13 protein-coding genes are annotated in these 21,447 nt (G+C 70.0%); 12 read left to right on the top strand and 1 reads right to left on the bottom strand.

Translation table 11 applies throughout. The annotated features are described in order from the left end of the window. Positions 1–401 precede the first annotated feature (401 nt). The 3 genes from FMP39_RS01510 (at position 402) to FMP39_RS01500 (ending at position 8,094) form a co-directional block, all read left to right on the top strand. Positions 402–4,742, top strand: coding sequence for a DEAD/DEAH box helicase (locus FMP39_RS01510; protein WP_194858190.1), 4,341 nt, complete (start codon positions 402–404; stop codon positions 4,740–4,742). A 70-nt stretch (positions 4,743–4,812) separates the two neighbouring features. Further along, on the top strand, positions 4,813–7,377 hold the full coding sequence (locus tag FMP39_RS01505; RefSeq protein ID WP_228557551.1) for a S8 family serine peptidase: 2,565 nt from the start codon (positions 4,813–4,815) through the stop codon (positions 7,375–7,377). A gap of 117 nt (positions 7,378–7,494) precedes the next feature. After that, on the top strand, positions 7,495–8,094 hold the full coding sequence (locus FMP39_RS01500; RefSeq protein WP_141588249.1) for a biliverdin-producing heme oxygenase: 600 nt from the start codon (positions 7,495–7,497) through the stop codon (positions 8,092–8,094). Positions 8,095–8,168: 74 nt separating this feature from the next. On the opposite strand, the gene FMP39_RS01495 is transcribed toward FMP39_RS01500, so the two are convergent. Beyond that, complete coding sequence (locus FMP39_RS01495) at positions 8,169–8,732, bottom strand: DUF420 domain-containing protein (RefSeq protein ID WP_011551121.1); 564 nt, start codon at positions 8,730–8,732, stop codon at positions 8,169–8,171. Positions 8,733–8,901: 169 nt separating this feature from the next. Here FMP39_RS01495 and FMP39_RS01490 point away from each other — a divergent pair, with 169 nt between their 5' ends. The 9 genes from FMP39_RS01490 (at position 8,902) to FMP39_RS01450 (ending at position 21,400) form a co-directional block, all read left to right on the top strand. Then, entirely contained in the window at positions 8,902–10,926 is a 2,025-nt protein-coding gene (locus tag FMP39_RS01490; protein ID WP_141588248.1) for a DUF1585 domain-containing protein, read from the top strand. Next, positions 10,926–11,585, top strand: a complete 660-nt coding sequence (locus FMP39_RS01485) for a hypothetical protein (protein WP_141588247.1) — start codon at positions 10,926–10,928, stop codon at positions 11,583–11,585. Before FMP39_RS01490 ends, FMP39_RS01485 begins: the two co-directional genes overlap by 1 nt. A 17-nt stretch (positions 11,586–11,602) precedes the next feature. Next, positions 11,603–13,033: a DUF1501 domain-containing protein gene (locus FMP39_RS01480; RefSeq protein ID WP_141588246.1), complete on the top strand. Its 1,431-nt coding sequence runs from the start codon at positions 11,603–11,605 to the stop codon at positions 13,031–13,033. Positions 13,034–13,047: 14 nt separating this feature from the next. Next, entirely contained in the window at positions 13,048–14,577 is a 1,530-nt protein-coding gene (locus tag FMP39_RS01475) for a hypothetical protein (RefSeq protein WP_141588245.1), read from the top strand. 32 nt (positions 14,578–14,609) lie between these two features. Then, complete coding sequence (locus FMP39_RS01470) at positions 14,610–18,347, top strand: FG-GAP-like repeat-containing protein (protein WP_141588244.1); 3,738 nt, start codon at positions 14,610–14,612, stop codon at positions 18,345–18,347. A gap of 76 nt (positions 18,348–18,423) precedes the next feature. Next, positions 18,424–18,834 (top strand): hypothetical protein, encoded by a 411-nt coding sequence (locus tag FMP39_RS01465; RefSeq protein ID WP_141588243.1) that lies wholly within the window; start codon positions 18,424–18,426, stop codon positions 18,832–18,834. Positions 18,835–18,915: 81 nt separating this feature from the next. Continuing rightward, positions 18,916–19,227 carry a hypothetical protein gene (locus tag FMP39_RS01460; RefSeq protein ID WP_141588242.1) on the top strand — a complete coding sequence of 104 codons (312 nt, stop codon included), beginning with the start codon at positions 18,916–18,918 and terminating at the stop codon, positions 19,225–19,227. Positions 19,228–19,348: 121 nt separating this feature from the next. After that, entirely contained in the window at positions 19,349–19,834 is a 486-nt protein-coding gene (locus tag FMP39_RS01455) for a ferritin-like domain-containing protein (RefSeq protein WP_090485163.1), read from the top strand. A 78-nt stretch (positions 19,835–19,912) separates the two neighbouring features. Beyond that, entirely contained in the window at positions 19,913–21,400 is a 1,488-nt protein-coding gene (locus FMP39_RS01450; RefSeq protein ID WP_141588241.1) for a hypothetical protein, read from the top strand. Positions 21,401–21,447 lie beyond the last annotated feature (47 nt).

The following is a 21,447-nucleotide window of genomic DNA, read 5'->3' as shown; positions in this document are numbered from 1 at the left end:
GCGCGCCCCTCCGCGCGGCGGCGGGCGTCCCGTTGCGGCAGGGCTCAGGGCGCCTGGTTTCGACGGGGGCCGGGGGAATCTCGTGGGTGGGGCTCAAGCTTTCGCTCCTCATGTTCCGAGGGGCGATGTGCAAGGCACATTCCTCCTGGCGGCGAGGCGCGGTGCATCTGTGCGCGTGCTCCGTGTCACGGACTTCCGCTGTGTGCGGTGGCTTGTGCCGGGTGGTGGATGACGCGTCACGCTGCTCCCGTGACGCGTCAGCGTCATGCCCGCACGCAAGGCTGGCGTCCCGCCGGGCCCCCGCCTGGTGAGGGGAGCACCCGCAGTGGGGGCCTACTCACGACGTTCTGTCGCGTTGACGCCGGGCTGTACCTGTGTTCAGGCTAGCCGTGGAGGTGCCCATGTCCCCGCAAATCAGCCTCGACTTCGCCACGGAGTACGCGGCGCATCCGGCGCTGGCACCGTTCCATCCGGTGGTGCGCCGCTGGTTCGCGGAGCGGCTGGGGGAGCCCAGCCGTCCCCAGGTCGAGGGCTGGCCGCTCATCCAGGCGGGCCAGGACGTGCTCATCGCCGCGCCCACGGGCAGTGGCAAGACACTGACGGCGTTCCTCGCCGCGCTGGACGCGCTCTTTCGGCTGGCACTGGAAGGCACGCTGCCGGACTGCACGCAGGTGCTCTACGTGTCGCCGCTCAAGGCGCTGGGCAACGACGTGCAGAAGAACCTGCTCCAGCCGCTGGAGGAGCTGCTCGCCCGGGCCCGCGCGGAGGGCTTCCGTCCGCAGGAGCTGCGCGTCCAGGTGCGCAGCGGGGATACCCCGGCATCGGAGCGCGCGCAGATGGTGCGCCGCCCGCCGCACATCCTCATCACCACGCCGGAGTCCTTCTACCTCTATCTCACGGCGGAGAAGGCGCGCGCCACGTTGCGCGCGGTGCGTACCGTCATCGTGGACGAAATCCACGCCCTGGCGCGCGACAAGCGGGGCAGCCACTTCGCGCTGTCGCTGGAGCGGCTCAAGGCGCTCACGGACGCGCGGCCCCAGCTCATCGGCCTGTCGGCGACGCAGAAGCCGCTGGACGCCATCGCCGGGTTCCTCACCGGCGCCTCCCACCGGGAGTGCAAGCGGGTGGAGGTGGGCCACCTGCGCCCGTGGGATTTGACGCTGGAGATTCCAGACGCGGAGCTGTCGTCGCTGGCCAGCCACGAGATGTGGGGGCAGGTCTACGACCGGCTGGTGGAGCTGACGGGGACGCACCGCACGACGCTCGTCTTCGTCAACACGCGGAAGATGGCGGAGCGCGTGGCGCACGACCTCGGTGAGCGCCTGGGCGAGGGCACCGTGGCGGCGCACCACGGCAGCATGTCGCGCGAAATCCGGCTGGCCGCGGAGGAGAAGCTGAAGTCCGGGCAGCTGCGGGCCATGGTGGCCACGGCGTCGCTGGAGCTGGGCATCGACGTGGGCAACGTGGACCTCGTCGTGCAACTGGGCAGCACGCGCGCCATCTCCGTGTTGCTCCAGCGCGTGGGCCGCGCGGGTCACCACAAGGCCGGCATCTCCAAGGGCATCCTCTTCGCGATGACGCGAGACGAGTTGATGGAGTGCACCGCGCTCCTCAACGCCGTGCGCGAGGGAGACCTGGACGCGGTGCGGATTCCGGAGAAGCCGCTGGATGTGCTGGCGCAGCAGATTGTCGCCGCGTGCGCCTGCGAGGAGTGGGACGAACGCGCGCTCTTCAGTCTCTTCCAGCGCGCGTACTCGTACCGGAACCTCACCTGGGAGGAGTACCAGGGCGTGCTGGAGTTGCTGTCCGAAGGCGTGGCGGCGCGCCGGGGCCGCGCGGGCATCCACCTCCACAGAGACCGGGTGAATCAGCGCCTCAAGGGCCGGCGCGGCGTGCGCATCACCGCGCTCACCAATGGCGGCGCCATCCCGGACACCTTCACCTTCAACGTCACCGCCGAGCCCGAGGGCAAGGTGGTGGGCACGCTGGACGAGGACTTCGCGGTGGAGTCCTCGCCCGGGGACATCTTCCTGCTGGGCAGCACCGCGTGGCGCATCCAGCGCGTGTCGGGCAGCACGGTGCAGGTGGAGGATGCGCGCGGCGCGCCGCCCAACGTGCCCTTCTGGCGAGGCGAGGCGCCGGGCCGCACGGACGAGCTGTCGCTCCAGGTGGGCCGCCTGCGCGAGGAACTCACGCAGCGCGAGGATGCGCCGGCGTTCCTCCAGAAGGAGCTGCGCATGCCGCCGCCCGCGGTGGACGCGCTGATGGGCTATCTGCGCACGGGGCAGAAGATGCTCGACGCGGTGCCCAGCCACACCACCGTGGTGGCCGAGCGCTTCTTCGACGAAGCGGGCGGCATGCAGCTCATCATCCACGCGCCCTTCGGCAGCCGCATCAACCGCGCGTGGGGCCTGGCGCTGCGCAAGCGCTTCTGCCGCTCGTTCGACTTCGAGCTCCAGGCGGCGGCGACGGAGGACGGCATCCTCCTGTCGCTGGGCGAGCAGCACTCCTTCCCGCTGGCGGAGATTTTCGACTTCCTCCACCCGGACCACGTGGAGGAGGTGCTGGTGCAGGCGGTGCTCCAGGCGCCGATTTTCGGCACGCGCTTCCGATGGGTGGCCACTCGGTCGCTCGCGCTGCACCGGATGATGGGGGGCAAGCGCGTGGCGCCCAACCTCCAGCGCGCCCGCAGCGAGGACCTGCTGGCGTCGGTGTTCCCGGAGCAGGTGGGCTGCCAGGACAACCACGGTGGTGGCGACCTGGAGTTGCCGGACCATCCGCTGGTGAAGCAGACCATGGATGACTGTCTGCGCGAGGCCATGGACGTGGACGGCCTGCGCGAGGTGCTGCGCGGCATGCGTGATGGCCGCATCCGCCTGCTGGCGCGCGACGTGCCGGAGCCCAGCCTCTTCGCGCACGCGATGATTCACAGCCAGCCCTACACCTTCCTGGATGACGCGCCCGCCGAGGAGCGCCGCGTGCGCAACGTGGCCCTGCGCCGCGCCATGCCCGCCGAGGACGTGACGGCCTTCGGCGCGCTGGACGCGACGGCGATTGCCACGGTGGTGTCGGATGCCGCCCCGCCCATGCGCGACGAGGACGAGCTGCACGACGCGCTGTTGCAGCTGATTCTGCTGCCCGCCGCGGAGGTGCCGCGCGGCATGGCGACGCCCCTGTTCGAGCAGGGCCGGGTGGCGTGGATGGACCTGCCCGCGGGCCGCTTCCTGGTGTCGGCGGAGCGGGGCAGCGCGCTGCGGGTGCTCTTCCCGGACGCGCCCATGCAGCCGCCGCTGCCGGTGCTGGCGCATGACCGGCCCGTGGAGCGGGACGCCGCCGTGCTCCAGGTGGTGCGCGGACGCATGGAGATGCTGGGACCCACCACGGTGGCGGAGCTGGCCCGGCTCGTCGTGTTGGACGAGGACTCCGTCAACGCGGCCATGCACCAACTGGAGGCCCAGGGCAACGTGCTGCGCGGCCGTTTCCGTCCGCCGGAGGTCCCCCTGGCGGATGGGGCCAGCCCGCCGCTGGAATGGTGTGACCGGCGCCTGCTCCAGCGCATCCACCGGCTGACGGTGGGGCGGCTGCGCAAGGAAATCGAGCCGCTGAGCGCGCAGGACTTCATGCGCTTCCTCTTCCGATGGCACCACATGGAAGAGCTGGACGCGCTGCGCGGCTCCACCGGCCTGCTCAAGGCGGTGCGGCTGCTCCAGGGCTATGAGGCACCGGCCTCCGCGTGGGAGCGCTTCCTGCTGCCCGCGCGCATGCGGGGCTACACGCCGGACCTGCTGGAGCGGGCCTGCTACGCGGGTGAGGTGGCCTGGGGGCGGCTGACGACGAAGGAGGCGAAGCCCACACCGGGGCCTCGACGAGGCGCGCCGGTGACGCCGCCGGAGCCCGCGCCCTCGCGCTCGCGAGCGTCGCCCACGCGCAACGCGTCGTTGACCTTCACCCTTCGCGAGGACCTGGAGTGGATGCTCACCGCGGCGCGTCCTCACGCGGTGCTGGCGGACGGGGACGTGTGGACGCCGCCGGATTTGAGCGCGCCCGCCAAGGACGTGGTGGCGGTGCTGGAGCGGCGCGGCGCCTGCTTCTTCCAGGACCTGGTGTCGCGCGCGCGCAGGCTGCCCGCCGAAATCGAGGACGCGTTGTGGGAGTTGGTGGCGCGCGGGCTGGTGACGGCGGACGCGGTGCAGAACCTGCGCGTGCTCCAGAGCCCGGCGCACCGCAAGCGGCAGAAGCTGCTCCAACGCGGTGGCCCTGGCCGCTGGAGCCTGCTGACACCCGCGGAGCCGAAGTCGCAAGACGATGTGCTGGACTCGCTGGCGCGCCTCTTCCTCCAACGCTACGGCATCGTCTGGCGCGACCTGGTGATGCGCGAGGCGCTGGCGCCCACGTGGCGCGAGCTGCTCTTCGTGTACCGCCGCATGGAAGCGCGCGGTGAGGTGCGCGGTGGCCGCTTCGTGTCGGGCTTCGTGGGCGAACAGTTCGCCCTTCCGGAGGCGGTGGACATGGCGCGCTCGGTGCGCCGTCAGCCTCCGTCCGGTGTGCGGGTGCAGCTGTCCGGTGTGGACCCGCTCAACCTCACGGGCGTGGTGACGCCCGGGCCGCGGGTGCCGGCGATGCCGGGCAACGTGGTGACGTACGTGGACGGCGTGCCGCGAGATGTCGGCGCACTGGACGATGCGGCCGACGGCAACGTTGGAGAGGACACGGAAGATGGCGGCGAGGCGATGGCGAGCTGAGTGGTGAGGCCCCGTCGGGCAGTGGATGCTAGGGTGTCGCCCCTTCCGTTTCTTCCGAGGGGTCGCCCGAATGCGTCGCCTGCTGTTGATGGGACTGTTGCTGCTCTCCGCCACCTCCTGTTCAGGCGACGACGAAGACCCGGGGGAGCCGTCCTCCAGGACCGGGCGCATCCAGGGGACGCTGACGCCTTTTCGGAGCAGTGAACGGTCCGCTGGCGACGGTGCCTCCCAGACGGTGCGCTCTCCGTTTCGCGCAGGTGAGCTGGAGACGCTGAAGGAGACGCTGCGGGGGATGCACGCGGGGCGCTCGCGCGAGCCGCGGGTGGCGCCGAAGGCCGTGCCGGGGCTTCCCATTGTCCCGTCGCCGCTGGGCGCCGCGCCGCTCGAGCGGGCCTCTCGCGAGGACCCCACGATTCCCGGGGACGTCATCCTCCGCTTCGAGGAAGCGGGCCTGACACCGGAGCGCGTGCTGGCGGCGGTGCAGCGCCCGGGCTTCCGCGCGGTGCACAAGGGCTACGCCAGTGAGTACGTGCACCTGGTGGGCTATGAGCCGCTGGACGGCAAGGCGGTGACGGCCGCGAAGACGCAGGAGTGGGCGGCGCAGCTCGCCCAGGTGCCGGGCGTGACGTACGCGGTGCGCAACGAGCGGATGCGGGCGACGGCGGCGCCGAATGACCGGGGCTACAGCCTTCAGTGGCACTACCCCACGCTCAACCTGCCGGCCGCGTGGGACCTGGTGCCGGACGCAACGGACGTAGTGGTGGCCGTCATCGACAGTGGCATCGTTCCGCACCCGGACCTGACGCATGTGTTGCCGGGTTACGACATGATTTCGGACCCGCAGAATGCGGGTGACGGCGACGGCCGGGACAGCAATCCGCGGGACGAAGGCGGGGACACGCCCAGCGGCGGCTCGTCGTGGCACGGCTCGCATGTGGCGGGCACCATCTCCGCGGACACGAACAACCAGGTGGGCGTCGCGGGCGTGGCCTGGAACGCCAGGTTGCTTCCAGTGCGGGTGCTGGGGAAGAAGGGCGGGAGCAGCTTCGACATCGCCGCGGCCATCACCTGGGCCACGGGTGGCACCGTGCCGGGCGTGCCGCCCAATCCGAATCCCGCGAAGGTGGTGAACATGAGCCTGGGTGGCAGCGCGCCGCCGCAGGCGCTGTACCAGGGCGCCATCGATGAAGCCTTGGGTCGCGGGGCCATCATCGTCGTCGCCGCGGGCAACGAAGATGTGGATGCGCGCAACAGCACGCCGTGCAACCAGCAGAACGTCATCTGCGTGGGCTCCACCAGCTTGGCGGGCCAACGCAGCAGCTTCTCCAACTTCGGCGTGGACGTGGACGTGGTGGCGTCTGGCGGAGAGATGCGCGAGGACCTGAACGGTGACGGCTATCCGGACGGCGTGTTGTCCACGGTGCTGGATGAGAACGGGCAGCCTGCCTATGCCTTCTCGCAGGGCACCAGCATGGCGGCGCCTCACGTCGCGGGCGTTGTGGCGCTGATGGCGGCGTCGCGGCCGGACCTGACGGCCGCGCTGGCGGAGCGCATCTTGAAGGAGACCGCCACGCCGCTCACCAACGCGCAGTGCCCGGAAGGTTGCGGCGCGGGGCTCGTCAACGCGCGCGCGGCGCTGGCCCGTGTCGCCAACGAGGACCCCGGCAAATTGGACCCTCAGCTCAACGTGACGACGTCCACACTGTTCTTCCGGGGCAGCGGCACGCAGCAGCTGATTCTCAGCAACGTGGGCGGCAACCGGGGCGGCGATTTGATGGTGACGGCCAGCGTCAGAGGGCCCAATGCCTCGGCGGTGTCATTCCCGCAGGGCAACACGGTGCGGGTGCCCGCCTTCGGCTCGGCCCCGCTGAGTGTGGCGGTGGATGCATCTGGGCTGGCCGGAGGGGACACCGTGGTGACGCTGGACCTGGTGGGCTCGGGAACGGCGGGCTCGGCGACAGTGGCGGTGAAGATTGGTGTGGCGGGCGCAACCAATGACCTGGACGCCCTGATTGCGTTCGTGTGGCAGGACGCGGGAGGGGAGTGGCAGGCCTCGGAGGAGGCCATCGCCATCGCGCGCGCCTCGGCGGGCTACGCGTACAGCATCTCCCTGGCGCCGCGGACGTACTTCGCGTTGGCCACCATCGACGACGACCAGGATGGCAACTTCTTCGAGGACGGCGAGCGCACCGGCTACTGGCGCAACGTGGACTCCTTCGAGCCGCTGGAGCTGGAGGCGGGTGACCGCATCGAGAACGTGAGCTTCGACCTGATTCCCCTGGCGCCCATCGATGATGACCCGGCGCTGGTGGTGGGCAGTGCGTGCGGTTCCAGCCTGGACTGTCCCGGGGGCGTGTGCGTGACGGACTATCCGGGAGGGTACTGCTCCATGGATTGCACCAACTCCGCGTGTCCGGCGGGTTCGCGGTGCTACATCGTGGATTCCTCCTCGGGCCTCAAGGCATGTCTGGCGACCTGCACGCGGCAGGTGGGAACAGGGCAGGGGGACTGCCGCCCCGGGTACGTCTGCTACAGCGATGGCACGGGTTCGGGGGCGTGCCAGCCCAACTGCCGCACCTCTGGTCTGACGTGTGGGCTGGGACGGACGTGCATGGCCAGCGGCTTCTGTCTCTGAGGAAGGCTCGAGAGCCCGTGTCCAGAGCGACCGAGGGGTAGAGCGGTGGACACTTGGCCACAGTTCTCAATTCCCACCGGGCAGTGACAGCGGCATCGTGCAAGCACCTTGTCCTTGATGCAGCGACTGAAGAGTGAGACGCGCCCGCGCCACGAGCGTACCGAGGCCCAGGTGCGTTTGATGGATGCGGACCTGACGCCCACGGCGTACCGACGTCACCTGGAAACGCTTCACGGCTTCTACGTTCCGCTGGAGGCCCGGCTCGCCAGGCTGGGCCTTGACGCGGTTCCCGGCTTGTCCGTCCACGCGCGTTGGAAGGTGCCTCTCCTGAAGGAGGACCTTCGCGCGCTTGGCCATGACGATGCCTCGCTCGAACGGTTGCCACACTGCGCGGAGCTGCCCTCGCTGGCGGGCGTGCCCGAGGCCCTGGGCTGCCTCTACGTGCTGGAAGGCTCCACACTGGGCGGCCAGCTCATCCTCCGGCACCTGCGCCGCCACTTCGACGGCGTGTCTCTGGGCGACTTCTCCTTCTTCCGCGCGTACGGAGATGAGGTCGGGCCCCGGTGGCGTGCCTTTGGTGACGCCGTCAACCACGCCTCCATCGCCGCGACGGAAGCCACCTTTGATGCCCGCGTGGTGACGGGCGCGCAGGACACCTTCGACGCCTTCGCTGACTGGCTGCGCCAGGAACAGGCACCTGCCCCCGTCTCCGCCTGAAATCGACCTGAGTCGGTGCGTTCGGGAGCCCGCCCCTCCACCTGACTGCTTCGTCGTCGCCCTGCTTCAGCGCGTCACAGGACGGCGGGCGCGCTGCCACGCAGCATGAAGTACACGACGACGCCCGTCGCCGACACGTAGACCCAGATGGGCGCCAGCCACCGCGTCACCTTGCGGTGCCGCACGAAGTCCTTGCGCCACGTGAAGTAGAAGGCCACCAGCGCCATGGGAACCACGGGCATGGACAGCAGCACGTGGCTGGCCAGGATGCACAGGTACAGCCCTCGCCAGTCCCCCACGTAACGCGTATCGCCATGCACGAAGTGATAGGACAGGTAGCAGACCAGGAAGAGCGCGGACGCAGTGAAGGCGGAGACCATCAGGTACTGGTGGACCTGCCGCGCGCCTCGTTTGATCGCCACCCACCCGCCGATGAGCAGCGCCGCGGCCGTGGCGTTGAGCCCCGCGTTCACCGCTGGGAGGAAGCGCAGGTTCACCCCTTCCACCGGGCCGCCGCCGCGCACCAGCAGAATCCACCCGATGAACGCCAATGCCAGCGCGGACACCACGGCGGTGAAGATGAAGAAGGCCCGGTCACTCACCCGGGGCGGCAGCGCGGCAGGGGCGGCGTTCGACATGGGCCCTATGTCTCGCGCGGCGGGCTTCGTTGCAACCCTTGCTAACTGGCTGACACTACTAGGGAATGCATGTGGGATGAAATATTCCACTGGGTACTACTGGATACTGAAACTGTAATTCCTGCATACTGAGAACGGTCCCCCCGACCCCCTCTTCCGGAGGTCCCCCGTGCTCCGTGTGCGCTACCTTGCCTGCCTGGCTGGTGCCGCCTTGCTTCTGGCCCTGCCAGCCTCCGCTCAAGAGGAGGCTGTCTGTTCACCAGTTGTCGCGAAGGTGCCCCTGGAACGGCATCTCCGGCAGTTGTCGCTGGACTTGCTCGGCCGTCCCCCCACCTACGAGGAGTACCAGGCCGCCCAGGCCAAGGGCTCCATCGGCGTGGAAGACATCCGCGCGATGATGACGAAGGACGAGTTCAACGCGCGCATCCGCAACTACCACCGCGCGTTGCTGCGCTCGAACCTCTCCGGAAGCCTCAACAACAACCAGAACTCGCGGGTGACGGGCAACGGCATTGCCACCGCTTATGGCGTGGCTGGCAATCCCGCCACGACGCTGCGCGGCGCGAATGGCGCGACCTGTAACTCAGACATCGCGCAGGACCAGTGCCTCACGGCGGAGCAGCCAGACGCGCACGCGGCGCCGCTCACCGAGCGTCCCCGGACGAAGTGCCACGACGACGAGGGCGTGCCCCTGGCCGTCAGCTACGACTACGACACGAACTACTACGCGTGTACGCCGCTCGCGCCGACCACGCCGGATGGCACGGCGAAGTGCTCGGACCTGCTGAGCACCAGCCACCCGAAGCACGAGTACCTCTACTTCTGCGACCAGCGCGGCTCGGGCAGCAGCGCGGGGGCCTTCATCTGCGAGCCGGACCCGACGAAGACCACGACCCGGGCGCTGACGGTGAAGGAGATGGATGGCGCCAAAATCAAGGCGTTCAAGCACCCGAACCCGGACTCCAAGCCAGCGCTCACCGAGCTGAAGCGCTGCACGCTGGACCTGGAGCTGCGCAACGGACTCAAGGGCAACTACGGGGTTCAGCGCGGCTGCATCCTGCGCGAGGGCTTCGTGAACAAGGCCGCGCCCTACTGGGCCACCGACAAGACGCCGGAGAGCGTCAAGGTGTGCGCCATCGACGCGCAGGAGCGCACCCACAACCCCTGGAACATGGCGTCCTGTGAGACGTCCCGCTTCTCCACCGACCGCAGCTGCGGCTGTGGTGTGGGCATGCGCCGCTGCGAGACGCCCGCCATCACCGCGCAGGACATCCGGGACGTGCACAGCCTGCGCGTGGCCGCCTTCAACGAGGAGCCGCTGCGCATCGCCGAGTCGGTGGTGCAGCGCGACGAGCCCTACTTCAACATCCTCACCACGCGCCGCTCGTTCATGAATGGCACCTTGTCTGAGTACTTCCGCAACCAGCAGGGCGTGGGCGTCTTCAACGTGACGACGCCCACCGCGCAGGGCGCCGTGCCGGTGGTGGCCTACAACGACACGGAGGCTTGGGCGGAGTACACGCGTGACGAGGGGCACGCGGGCGTGCTCACCACGCCGTCCTTCCTCTACCGCTTCCCCACGCACCGCGCGCGGGTGAGCCACTTCTACGAAGCCTTCCTCTGCAAGACGTTCGCGCCGCCGCCGGGGGCTTCGTCGCCCGCGCCGGAGGACGCGTGCAACCGCGAGAACAACCTGGCGGTGCGCTGCGGCTGCAACTACTGCCACGCCACCATGGAGCCCGCCGGCGCGCACTGGGGCCGCTATGCGGAGCGCTCCGCGCAGTTCCTCGCGCCCGACCAGTTCCCTCGCTACGACCCGAAGTGCCGCGACTGCGCCCTCAACAACGACACCAACTGCGGTGGCGAGTGCAGCCAGTACATCATGCAGGCCTACGACGGTGATGGTGCCAGCAGCCTGGGCATGCTCAAGACGTACCTGTACCGCACGGCGGACGAAGAGCAGAACATCGAGGCTGGTCCCACGCTGCTGGTGCAGAAGATGCTCCAGTCGGGTGACCTGGAGCGCTGCACGGTGCGGCGCATCTGGACCGAGTTCCTCGGCCGCCCGATGACGGCGGAGGAGCAGCGCATGTACCTGGTGCCCTTCGCACAGGACTTCGCGCGCAACGGCCACCGCCTCAAGGCGCTCATCGAGCGTGTGGTGACGTCCGACGCCTACCGGAGGATTGACTGATGCGCCGCCTCGTCTTGACCGCCGCGCTGCTCGCGCTGGCCTCCGGTTGCACGAAGGATGACACGCAGTCCGCGGACGGCGTCATCGAGCCCATCGCCAACCCGCATCAGCCCGGGGACTTCACACCCCTGCCGGACCCCGAGGAGCAGGACGGCAGCGTGGGCCGCGCCCCGCGCCGGCTCACCGTGGCCCAGTTGGACGCCGCCATCGTCGGGGCGGTGGGGCAGCGCTGGAGCGAGCTGGACTCGCGCGCCACGTCCATGGGGCGCGCGGACTATGCCCTGGTGGTGAGCGAGAACATCGAGCCCAACCTGGTGTTCGCCAAGTTCCTGGAGGACGGCGCGCGCAAGGTGTGCATCAGTCAGGCGTCCGCGGAGATGCGCATGACGGACGCGTCGGCCCGCACCATGGGCCGCCTGCTGCCGGAGAAGTGGGATGACCTGACGAAGCTGACCGACGCGGAGGTGCGCGCGCAGCTCGTCTACATGTCCACCCGCTTCTGGGGTTCGCCGCTGTCGGGCGAAGAGCTCACGAAGTGGGCGTCCTTCTTCACCCAGGCCGCGAGCCGGGTGCAGACCCTCTCCTCTTCCAAGCGCCATGAGACGTTGGCCGTGGTGTGTATCGCCATGCTGACGGACCCGCGCTTCATCACCTACTGAAGCTCGGAGTGACCGCGATGAAGAAGAACCGCCACGACGAGAATTGCTCCCAGGGCTGTGCCCACGGGCGCCGTACCTTCCTCAAGGCCACCGCTGGCTTCATGGGCTCCACACTTCTGGGGGGGCTGCCCTTCCGCGCCTTCGCCCAGGCGGCGGAGATGGCGCCGGCGGACCGCTGCTTCGTGTTCGTCTACTTCAACGGTGGATGGGACCAACTGCTGGCCTTCGACCCGAGGGACCCGACCGAGTTCACCGCGGACCGTGCCTCGGAGACGAAAATCCTCCCGGGCTACGACCAGATCAACGACGCCCGCTTCGAGTCCCGGCCGCTCATCCCCGCCGAGCTTCCGGGCGTGGGCCGGTCGAACATCGACTTCGGGCCCGCGGTGGGCACCGAGCTGGCCAGGCACTACGACTTGATGACCGTGGTGCGCGGCATCAACATGAACACGCTGGGCCACGAGGTGGGCTACCGCTACTTCCTCACCGGGAAGATGCCCATCGGCAGCGCGGCGCGTGGCTCCTCCACGGCGACGGAAATCGTGGGGCAGATGAAGCCGCGCGTGCCCATTGCCTCCATCTCCTACAACGTGGAGTCGTACAACGACCGGTACGGCGGCTATGCCAACGCGCTGCGCGTCAGCCGCCGGGACGACCTGATTCTGACGCTGAAGGGCAGCGCGGACGCGCTGGACAGCGAACTCGAGAAGCAGTTGCTCGACTTCCGCGGCCAGCCCGTCAACTGCGAGCAGGCGGCCTATGGCGCGCGTGGGGTGGGCACCACCTACTCCAACAGCCAGGAGCAGATGCGGCTCATCCAGTCCCAGGGACTGGACAAGTCGTTCGACTTCCTCGTTGGGCCCAACCAGCCGCACAGCGCGGAGATGGCGGCCATCCGCACGAAGTACAACCTGACCAGCGCCACCGACGTGAATGGCGAGCGCGGCCGCGCCGCCACGGTGGCGACCGCGCTGAAGAAGGGCATCGCCCAGTGCGTCACCATCAACCTCACGGGCGGTCTGGACACCCACTTCGGCAGCCAGCTCACGCAGGCCAACAACCAGCGGCGCGGCTTCGACGCCCTGGCCATGCTGGTGAAGGACCTGCGTGAGAGCGACCATCCCGCGGGTGGCAAGTTCATGGACCACACCACCATCATGGTGTTCTCCGAATTCTCCCGCACGCCGCTCATCAACAGCTCCGGTGGCCGTGACCACCACCTGAGCAACTCCGCGCTGCTGATGGGGGCCGGCATCAAGCACAACTTCGTGTTCGGCCGCAGCGGCGACATTGGCATGGCGCCGGGCACCTTCGACCTGCGCAACGGCGCGTCGGACCCGAACGGCGAGAACATCCTCCCCGAGCACGTCATCGCCACGGTGCTGGCGTCCGCGGGGCTGGACTACAGCATCACCCGCGTCGAACCGCTGCGTCCCATTCTCGCCTGAGCCGTCCATTTCGCATGCGCATCCATCCGAGGGCTTCCGCCTCCGCCGTCCTCTCCCTGCTCTCGCTCGTGGTCCTGGGGGCATGCGGGGAGGACCGTTCGCTTCCGCTCGACAAGCCCGAGCCGACGCCCTTCCAGCCGGTCCAGGTCCCAGCCGTCACGGCCCTGGCACCCGTTTCCGGCTTCGCGGACCAGGCGGGCGGGGGTGTCTTCGCCACCGCCTCGCGCGAGCTCGTCCGGCTGCGGCTGGACGGCGCGTACGGGGCGCTGGAGCCACACCCGGACAATGAGGCGGCGGCGGGCGGCGTCCTCGGCGTCTTCCGGCTGGGGCCTCACAGCGCCCTGGTGGAGACGCAGACCGGGCTCTTCATGGCGGAGTCGGGGTGGCTCATCGCGCCGCCCTGGCGGGACGCGCTGGGGCAGGGCGTCATCGCCACCGCGCAGTCCGCCGACGGCGCGGTGTGGCTGGCGCACACGCGCGGCCTGTTCCGCTTGCAGGAGGGCACGCTGGCGGAGCTGAAGGTGGACGGCGCGTCGGTGAAGGCCATCACCTCGCTGGCGGCGGCGCCCTCGCCGGAGAACCTGCCCGGCGTGTGGTTCCTGCACGAAGGCGGGCTGAGCGTCGCGGTGGCCCTCAGCACCGCCAACTACCGGGTGCACACCACGAGCGCGCCCCTGGCGGATGGTGAGTCGCTGCAGGCCCTGGCGGGCATCGGGCCGGCGGTGGGGACCGCCGGTGAGCTGTGGGCGCTCACCAACCAGTCCCTGCTGCGCCGGGGCAAGGACGGCTGGCGCCGCGTGGAGCTGCCGGAGACGCCGCAGCGGTTGATGGGTTCGGGCCGCTTCCTGTGGGTGAAGACGGGCGGCTCGCTGCTCCAGTACGACGCGGACGCGAACGTCTGGCGCGCGGCCAGGGACGCCAGCGCCGGGGACTTCCATTTCCTCGCCGCGGACGAGAGCGGCAGCGTCTGGGTGCAGCAGGGCGGGGTGTCCGTCGCGCTGAGCCACATGCTGGTGCCGCGCCTCCGGGGGCTCTACCAGGGCATGCAGTTGGTGAATGACGGCCTGGTGGTGCGCGCGGTGATGCCGCCGGGCGGGGCGCCCGAGAGCGTCGTCTACAAGCTGGGCAACTCGGAGATTCCCACGGAGGGGCCGGACTACAGCCTGGGCGGCCTGGAGGCCGACGGGACGCACCGCGCCTACTCCTTCGCGTCGCTGGAGGCCGGCCGCTACGTCCTGTCCGTGGTGGCGCGCTACGCGGATGGTTCGGAGGCGCAGCGCTCGGTGCCGTTCGACTATGCGCCCGTGGCGTCGGGGCCGCTGAGCTGGGACAAGGACATCCGCCCCATCCACGAGGCGCGGTGCCGCAACTGCCACAACAGCTCCAGCGCGGCGCGCTCGCTCGACAGCTATGAGCTGTGGCGGGCCAACGCGCCCATCATCACCGAAGCCGTGAGAGACCAGCGGATGCCCGCCGACGGTCCCATGGACCCCGAGCTCATCTCCCGCATCCAGCGCTGGGCCTCCTCTGGCGCCAGGCCCTGAAGCAACGCGCAGTCTCCCTCGAGGTACCTGACATGTCCCGACTGACCCGCGCGGCCCCCCTCCTCGCGCTCCTTGCCGCGGCCTGCTCGGATGAGCCTGCGCCCGCGCGCGTGGCGCAGCCTCACCAGACGGACCAGTGCACGGGTCTGGCCGCGCTGACGCTCTCCGCGCACCCCGCGCGCGTGCGTGTGTCGAGCCCCGTGGCCCTGGTGGCCACCGGCGGCAGCGGTCATTACACCTACCTGCTGGAGCCGGGAGGCTCCTCGGGTGAGCTGGTGGGCAGCCGCTTCCTGGCGGGGCGCACGCCGGGCACGGACACGCTGCTGGTGGAAGACGCGCGCTGCCCGGGCGTGAGCGCCACCACGCAGGTCAGCGTGGCGGCGACGTTCAACGTCGCGCCCGTGCGCGCGGAGCTGCGGCCGGGCACCTCCTTCCAGGTGGAGACGGACGGCGTGCTGGGCTCGGCCATGTACCTGCTGTCGGCCGACGGCTCCGGCGCCACACTGTCGCCTGGTGGCCTCTACACGGCCGGCACGCGTGAGGGCCTGGACGTCATCACGGTGCGCGACACCCAGTCGGGAGACGAGGCGGTGCTCCAGTACGAGGTCCGCACAAATGCCCGGCTGACCGGAGCGCCGGCCTTCCTCGCCGTGCCCTCGGGTTCGTCCGTGCCGCTGGCCACGCGCGGTGGCAGTGACCGGGTGAACTGGACGAAGGAGTCCGGCCCCGGGACGCTGGCGGGCGGCCGGCTGACCATCGAGCCCGGCGCTACCGGTGTGGCGGTGCTCAACGCGGTGGACCCCTTCACCGGGGACACGGCGAGGGTGTCGGTGCGCGTGCTGGACGAGCTGACGCGGCCGGGACTGCCGCATGGCCGTCTGTCCGACGCGGCCACCCTGGTGACGGCGGACTTCGACGGTGACGGCCACCTGGACCTGGCGGTGGGGCAGCGCGAGAGCGACCTGAACGAGCCGTCGGGCGGCGCCGTGTTCATCTTCAAGGGGGGCAGCGGCGGCCTGCCGACAGAGCCCACGTGGGTGCTCACCGGCACCACGGAGACGGCGCAGTTTGGTGACGCGCTGGCCGCGGGCGACCTGGATGGGGACGGGCGCGCGGAGCTGCTGGTGTCCTCGCCGGGCGCGGACGTGGCCGTCACCAACGCCGGCGCGGTGTACCTCTACACCTTCCGAAGCGGGGCGCCGGCGCCGCTGCGCCAGCAGCTCACCGGCCTGCTCCGCAACGCGGCGTTCGGCTCGGGCATGGCCATCGCGGACTTCGAGGGCGATGGCGACCTGGACGTGGTGGTGGGCTCGCCGCTGGGCGACCTGGCTCCCACCAATGCCATCCGCAACCGCGGCACGGTGGACATCTACGCGTCGACGCGGAGCTCGCCGGTGCCGGACCTTCCCACGGTGCGGCTGGGCGGCTGGGATTTGACGCAGGATGGCGCCCTGGTGTCGCGCAGCAGCACCGAGCTGGGCCGCGCGCTGGTGACGGGCGACCTCAACGGGGACGGCCTGGTGGACCTGGCGGCGCTGAGCCGGGTGTCCCGGTACAACACGTCCGGAGCGGTGTCGGGCGCGCAGATGGCCATCTCCGTCTTCCTGGCCCGTGCGCAAGGCGCGCGCTTCCGGGCCTCGCCGGACGTGTACGTGCTGCCGGCCAACACGGCGGACAGCAACGAGGGCACGTGGCGGCTGGGCGTCATCCCCGCCGAGGGCACGCGGCCTCCACTGCTGCTGGCGGTGGTGGACCGGGCGGACTCGCCGGACCTGCGCTCGAGCGGGGGCCTGCAGTCCGGCAGTGATTCGGGCGGTGCGCTGCTGTTCGACTTGACGGGCTACTCCGCCACCGGCGAGCCCGCCAACCGGCCGCCCCAGGTGACGCGCGAGGCGGCCTTCGCTCGCATCTACGGCGAGGCCAGCGGCATCAACGCGGGCCGGAGCTGGGCGGTGATGGACGTCGACGGTGAGCCGGGCCTGGAGCTGCTCCTGGGCGCGCCGTACGCGTCCGCGCCTTCGGGGGTGGGGAGCGGCACGCTGCGCTGGAGCGGCAAGATTCTCGTCTATCCCCTGGCCACGCTCACGCAGGGCAGCATCCTCAACCGGCCGCTGATGGTCATCAACGGGACGGCGGTGTCGGACACGCTGGGCTCGGGGCTGGCGACCTGGGGCCCCGCGGCGAACCCGTCGCTGGTGGCCTTCGCGGGCCGGTCCTCTTCGGCTCAGGGGGCCTTCACCGGCAGCGTGGAGCTGTACCACCGTCAAGGCGCGTCGGTGACGGAGTGGACGCGCACCAGCGTCCGGGTGCCGGCGAAGCCGAGCGTGGAGCGCTTCGGCGAGGCGGTGGCGATTGCTCAGGGCCCGCAGGGCCGTCCGCTGGTGCTCACGGGCGCGCCGGGCTGGTCCGGCCCCGGCACCAGCAATGACGGCAACGCCCTGACCATTGGCCGTGCCTACGTGCACGACGTGTCGGCGCCCGCGCAGGCCACCGTGGTGGAGGAGGGCCTGCCCTCGCCGCACCATGCGGGCCGCAACGTGGGCGTGGACGTGGCCTTCTCCGACTTCAACGGCGACGGGCGTCCAGACCTGGTGGTGGGCGCATCCAACTTCTACGTGCCGGGCACGGGCACCACGAGCTCCAACAACGAGCTCAACAACACGTACACGTCGGTGCCCGCCGCGTGTGTCACCAGTGGCTCCCAGTCGGTGGGCGGCGCCCTGGTGTCGCTGGGACAGCCGGACGGCAGCTTCAAGCCGGCGTACCGGCTGTTCGCGCCGAACATCATCGCGGACTGCACGTTGGAGCCAGAGGCCCTCTGCCGGCGCACCGGCATCGGGCGCGGCGTGGTGGGCGGGTTTGATTTGAACGGCGATGGCCGCCAGGACGTGGGCCTGCTGCGCAACGACGGCATGGAGGTGTTCCTGGGCCGCGCGCCCGAGGACGCGTCGCTGGCGAAGCTGAGCATGATGTGTGAGCCCGTCTACACGATGCCGTCCATGGACATTCAAACGTTCTCACCGGTGTCGCTGGGCGACCTCAACGGTGACGGCTGTGACGAGCTGGCCTGGCGCTACGCGGAGGGCTCGCGGTCGGGCGTGGCCATCCTGTTGGGCTTCGACGCGAGCGGTTCGCGCTGCGGCGGGCGCAGGACGGCCACCGTGTGGCGCATCGCCGGTGACAGCGAGGTGCAGCTCACCAACATGGGCCTGGGCCTGAGCATGACGCGCGCGGGCCGGTTCCTGGGCGACACGCGCGACTTCGTGGCCATCAGCGCCACCAGCGTGCCCTTCAACGGCGTGACGCAGCCGGTGGTGCTGCTCTTCGACAAGACGGTGCTGGTGAACCGGATGCAGGCGCTCCAGTCCGCGGGCTCGCCGCTGGTGGTGGGCGCGCTGGGTGACGGCCTCAACCCCGTTGTCCTGGTCCACCGCCACCGCGCGGTGAACTTCGGCGCGCGGCTGGTGGGCGGCACGGACCTCACGGGCGACAACATCCCCGACCTGCTGGTGAGCGCGCCGGGCGCCTCCGAGGCGTCCGACGGCGGCGGCGCGGTGTTTCTCTATGCTGGCGGGGTTGGCCAGCAGGGCGCGCTTTCACCGTTCCTCATGGTGGTGGGAGATGGCTCGGAGCGCTCGGCGCTGGGGCAGGCGATGTCGATGATGCCGGGCAGCGGCAGCTCGCCGCCCATGCTCGTCATCGGCGCGCCGCGCAGCTACCGGACGGGGACGCAGAACGGCACGGCCTTCGTGTTGCCGCTCGGCTTCTGACGGTACGCACCGGGAGGCTGTTGGGTCCACGCTGGGGCCGGGGCTATCCTGGCGCCTGTCTCAGCGTGGGAGGCCCATGAGCCTGAACCGGGAGTGGCGTCACGGCGAGCAGCATGCGTGGTTCGAAGCGCCGGACATCCTCTGGGCGCGCTTCCGGGGCGCCATCACCCTGGAGACGTCGGTCTGGTCGTGTGGCGTGTACCGGGAGATGGCGGACGCGCAGCGCTTCTACCTGGCCGCGGACATCACGGACTCGCACCTCAGTCCGGAGTCGCGCCGCTACCTGGTGGACCACGCGCAGGCGGGCTGGTTCCTGGGCGTCGTCTACATCGGCGCGGCGATGGAGCAGAAGGCCACCACCAAGAGCCTCATGGTGGGCGCGATGCTGAGCGGCGGGATGCGGCTCGACACGGCCTACGTGGATTCGGCCGAAGAGGCGCGGGCATGGATTGCGCGACACCGCGAGGCGGCGGCGCGGACAGGCTGAGCGCGGTGGGCGGTCCGGTGGGGTGACGGGCGTGCTGCACACGGCAGGGCGCATGCACATCGTCTGTGGCCAGGAGGGTGCATGGGGGCCGAAGCCCTGGGTTGGTTCAGTTCATTCGTCCTGCTGTTGACCATCACTGTCCAGGTCCACAAGCAGTGGAAGTCAGGCTCGAGCGAGGGTGTGTCCAAGTGGCTCTTCGTGGGGCAGATGACGGCCTCCGTGGGGTTCACGCTCTACAGTTGGAAGGTCGGCAACTGGGTCTTCGTGGTGACGAACGCGCTGATGCTGTTGAGCGCGGTGCTGGGGGCCGTGATTGTCCTCAAGCACCGCAGGGCCGCGCGGAGGAAGCACGCCACCCAGCCGCGCGCGCCCTCTGACGCCGTGCATGCCTGAAGACCTGGGCCCTGGCTGTCCGCCTGCCCCAGGGGCGGGCAGTCAGCGCGTCCAGGAGGTGGGTTGGTTTGCGGGAACAGCCTTCTCACATTGCCCGAGCCCCTTAGCGCAGGAGTTCGACATGGCCGACAAATCGGAAGTGGCCCGGCTGCGCAGCCTGGCCCAACTCGACGCGGATGCCGTGGGTGCCTACGACGCGGCCCTGGCCCGGATTCCGGAACCATTGGTCCGCGAGCGGCTCAACGGATTCCGAATCGACCACGTCCGGCACGTACAGGACCTGAACGCTCTCATCCACGAGGCGGGCGGGACGCCGCTGGAGCTGCGCCTGGACCTCAAGGGAACGGCGATGGTGGGCCTGACGGCGATGTCCAGCATGATGGGCACCGAGGCCGCGCTGGTGGCCATGCTTGGCAACGAGGAGTTCTCCAACCGCGCCTATGACGTCGCCCTGCGCTTCGACTGGCGCCCCGAGGTCCGTGCGCTGATCGAAAAGCACCGGGAGGACGAGCGGCGCCACGTGATGTGGATTCGCGACGCCGTCCGGACACGCCCCTGGGAGCGGGCACGCGCCATCGCCGAGGAAGGCTCCGAAGCCCCCGCCTGAGCCGCCCTGCCGGGCCGATATGCCGGGGCCCGGTCCTCGTTTACGCTCCCGCTGGGGCTCTACGAGGAGACGGGACGAATGCGCTCGGTGGTCTTCGCGGCGGTTGTGTTAGCGGGCCTGATGACGGGCTGTGCCCATCAGGCTGGCACCTATAGCGACCTCTTCATCCCGGATGGGGAGGCCATCTACGAGCGGCCGGTGGAGGAGATGTGGCCGGAGGTGCGCAAGTACTTCACGGAGGCCAACCTGCCCTTCCGCGAGGACCGGGGCAGCATGGTGCTGGAGACGGAGTGGCGCCAGGAGTTCGGTGGCTCGAAGGTGTCCGGCTTCTTCCACCGATACATGGTGATGGGCAAGCGCGAGTCCCCCACCCAGAGCAAGCTGTGGATCATCCGCATCACCAAGAGCCGCAACAAGGCGCTGGCCCCGGCGGGCCGTGAGCTGGACTGGGGTGTGGCGCGCATCATCGGTGACAAGGGGGGCGGTGGCTCCTCGGCCCCGGGCCTCTCCGTGGAGGATTGGGAGGATCGGCTGGATGCGCCGGTGGGGGAAAACTCCTTCTACGCGGAGTCGGGGCAGGGCTCGCGGGACCTCGTCATGGAGTGGCGGGTGTTCCGCTCCATCTCTCCCAAGCTGATGAAGGAGGAGAACGCGCCCAAGCCGGTGAAGGTGGCGATGGCGCCTGACGCAGAGGGAAGCGCGGCGGCCATGGACTTCGAATGCGGCCTGCCGATTCTGGGCCTGGGCAAGCAGGTGAAGCCGGGTGGGGTGCTGCTGCTGGGGGAGATGCACGGCACGCAGGAAGTGCCGCGCTTCATCGCGCAGGCGTCCTGCCAGACGGCGGTGGCCGGCACGCCGGTGACGGTGGGGCTGGAGCTGCCGCTGGAGAGCCAGACGCGGGTGGACACCTTCCTGGACAGCGCGGGGACGGAGGATGACTGGCTGAAGCTGATGGAGGCGCCGTTCTGGCGCAGCCCGTATCCGGATGGCCGCAGCAGCGAGGCGGTGGCGAACATGCTGGACCAACTGCGTCAGCTGCGCTCGCGCGGACTGGACGTGGACATCTTCGTCTTCGACCACCCGAAGGCCCAGGGGCAGGCGCGCGAGGACGCGATGGCGGCCACGGTCCGGCACCAGGTGGAGTCGAGCCCGGGGCGCTTCCACGTCATCCTGTCGGGCAACATCCACTCGCGCACGAAGAAGGGCCTGCCGTGGGACAAGTCCTTCCGGCCGATGGGGCTGGTGCTGAAGGACGAGCTCGACAGCGTGGTGGCGCTGGACATGGCGTACAACAGCGGGTCGGCGTGGATTTGCGCGGTGGACAGCAAGGGCGTGAAGGACCAACTGGCCTGCGGCATCCGCGAGGCGAAGGGCCGGGACAACGGCGACCGCTTCTTCCTGCACACGTGGGGGGGCACCAATGGTGACGGCTACCACGGTGTCTTCTACGTGGGGCCGGTGAGCGCGTCGGCGCCGGCGATGCACAAGGGGCTGGGACGTCCGGGTGGGGGAGACAACTCGGGGGTTCCGACGGAAGACCGGACTCCGGCGCTCGCGCTCCACTGACGTCTGGCATTTCACGGGGCGCGCCGCGGCTGCTGCGCGCCCCGTGG

This window comes from Myxococcus sp. AB056, from assembly GCF_006547365.1.
GTDB classification, from domain to species: Bacteria; Myxococcota; Myxococcia; order Myxococcales; family Myxococcaceae; genus Myxococcus; species Myxococcus virescens.
The sequence above is the reverse complement of the archived record's forward strand: the minus strand, read 5'-3'. Positions and strand labels throughout refer to the sequence as shown.

Bases quoted from the DNA above. Each gene is read 5' to 3' on its own strand.
- FMP39_RS01510 (WP_194858190.1), top strand. From the start codon at position 402: ATGTCCCCGCAAATCAGCCTCGACTTCGCCACGGAGTACGCGGCGCAT.
- FMP39_RS01505 (WP_228557551.1), top strand. From the start codon at position 4,813: ATGCGTCGCCTGCTGTTGATGGGACTGTTGCTGCTCTCCGCCACCTCC.
- FMP39_RS01500 (WP_141588249.1), top strand. From the start codon at position 7,495: ATGCAGCGACTGAAGAGTGAGACGCGCCCGCGCCACGAGCGTACCGAG.
- FMP39_RS01495 (WP_011551121.1), bottom strand. From the start codon at position 8,732: ATGTCGAACGCCGCCCCTGCCGCGCTGCCGCCCCGGGTGAGTGACCGG.
- FMP39_RS01485 (WP_141588247.1), top strand. From the start codon at position 10,926: ATGCGCCGCCTCGTCTTGACCGCCGCGCTGCTCGCGCTGGCCTCCGGT.
- FMP39_RS01480 (WP_141588246.1), top strand. From the start codon at position 11,603: ATGAAGAAGAACCGCCACGACGAGAATTGCTCCCAGGGCTGTGCCCAC.
- FMP39_RS01475 (WP_141588245.1), top strand. From the start codon at position 13,048: ATGCGCATCCATCCGAGGGCTTCCGCCTCCGCCGTCCTCTCCCTGCTC.
- FMP39_RS01470 (WP_141588244.1), top strand. From the start codon at position 14,610: ATGTCCCGACTGACCCGCGCGGCCCCCCTCCTCGCGCTCCTTGCCGCG.
- FMP39_RS01465 (WP_141588243.1), top strand. From the start codon at position 18,424: ATGAGCCTGAACCGGGAGTGGCGTCACGGCGAGCAGCATGCGTGGTTC.
- FMP39_RS01460 (WP_141588242.1), top strand. From the start codon at position 18,916: ATGGGGGCCGAAGCCCTGGGTTGGTTCAGTTCATTCGTCCTGCTGTTG.
- FMP39_RS01455 (WP_090485163.1), top strand. From the start codon at position 19,349: ATGGCCGACAAATCGGAAGTGGCCCGGCTGCGCAGCCTGGCCCAACTC.
- FMP39_RS01450 (WP_141588241.1), top strand. From the start codon at position 19,913: ATGCGCTCGGTGGTCTTCGCGGCGGTTGTGTTAGCGGGCCTGATGACG.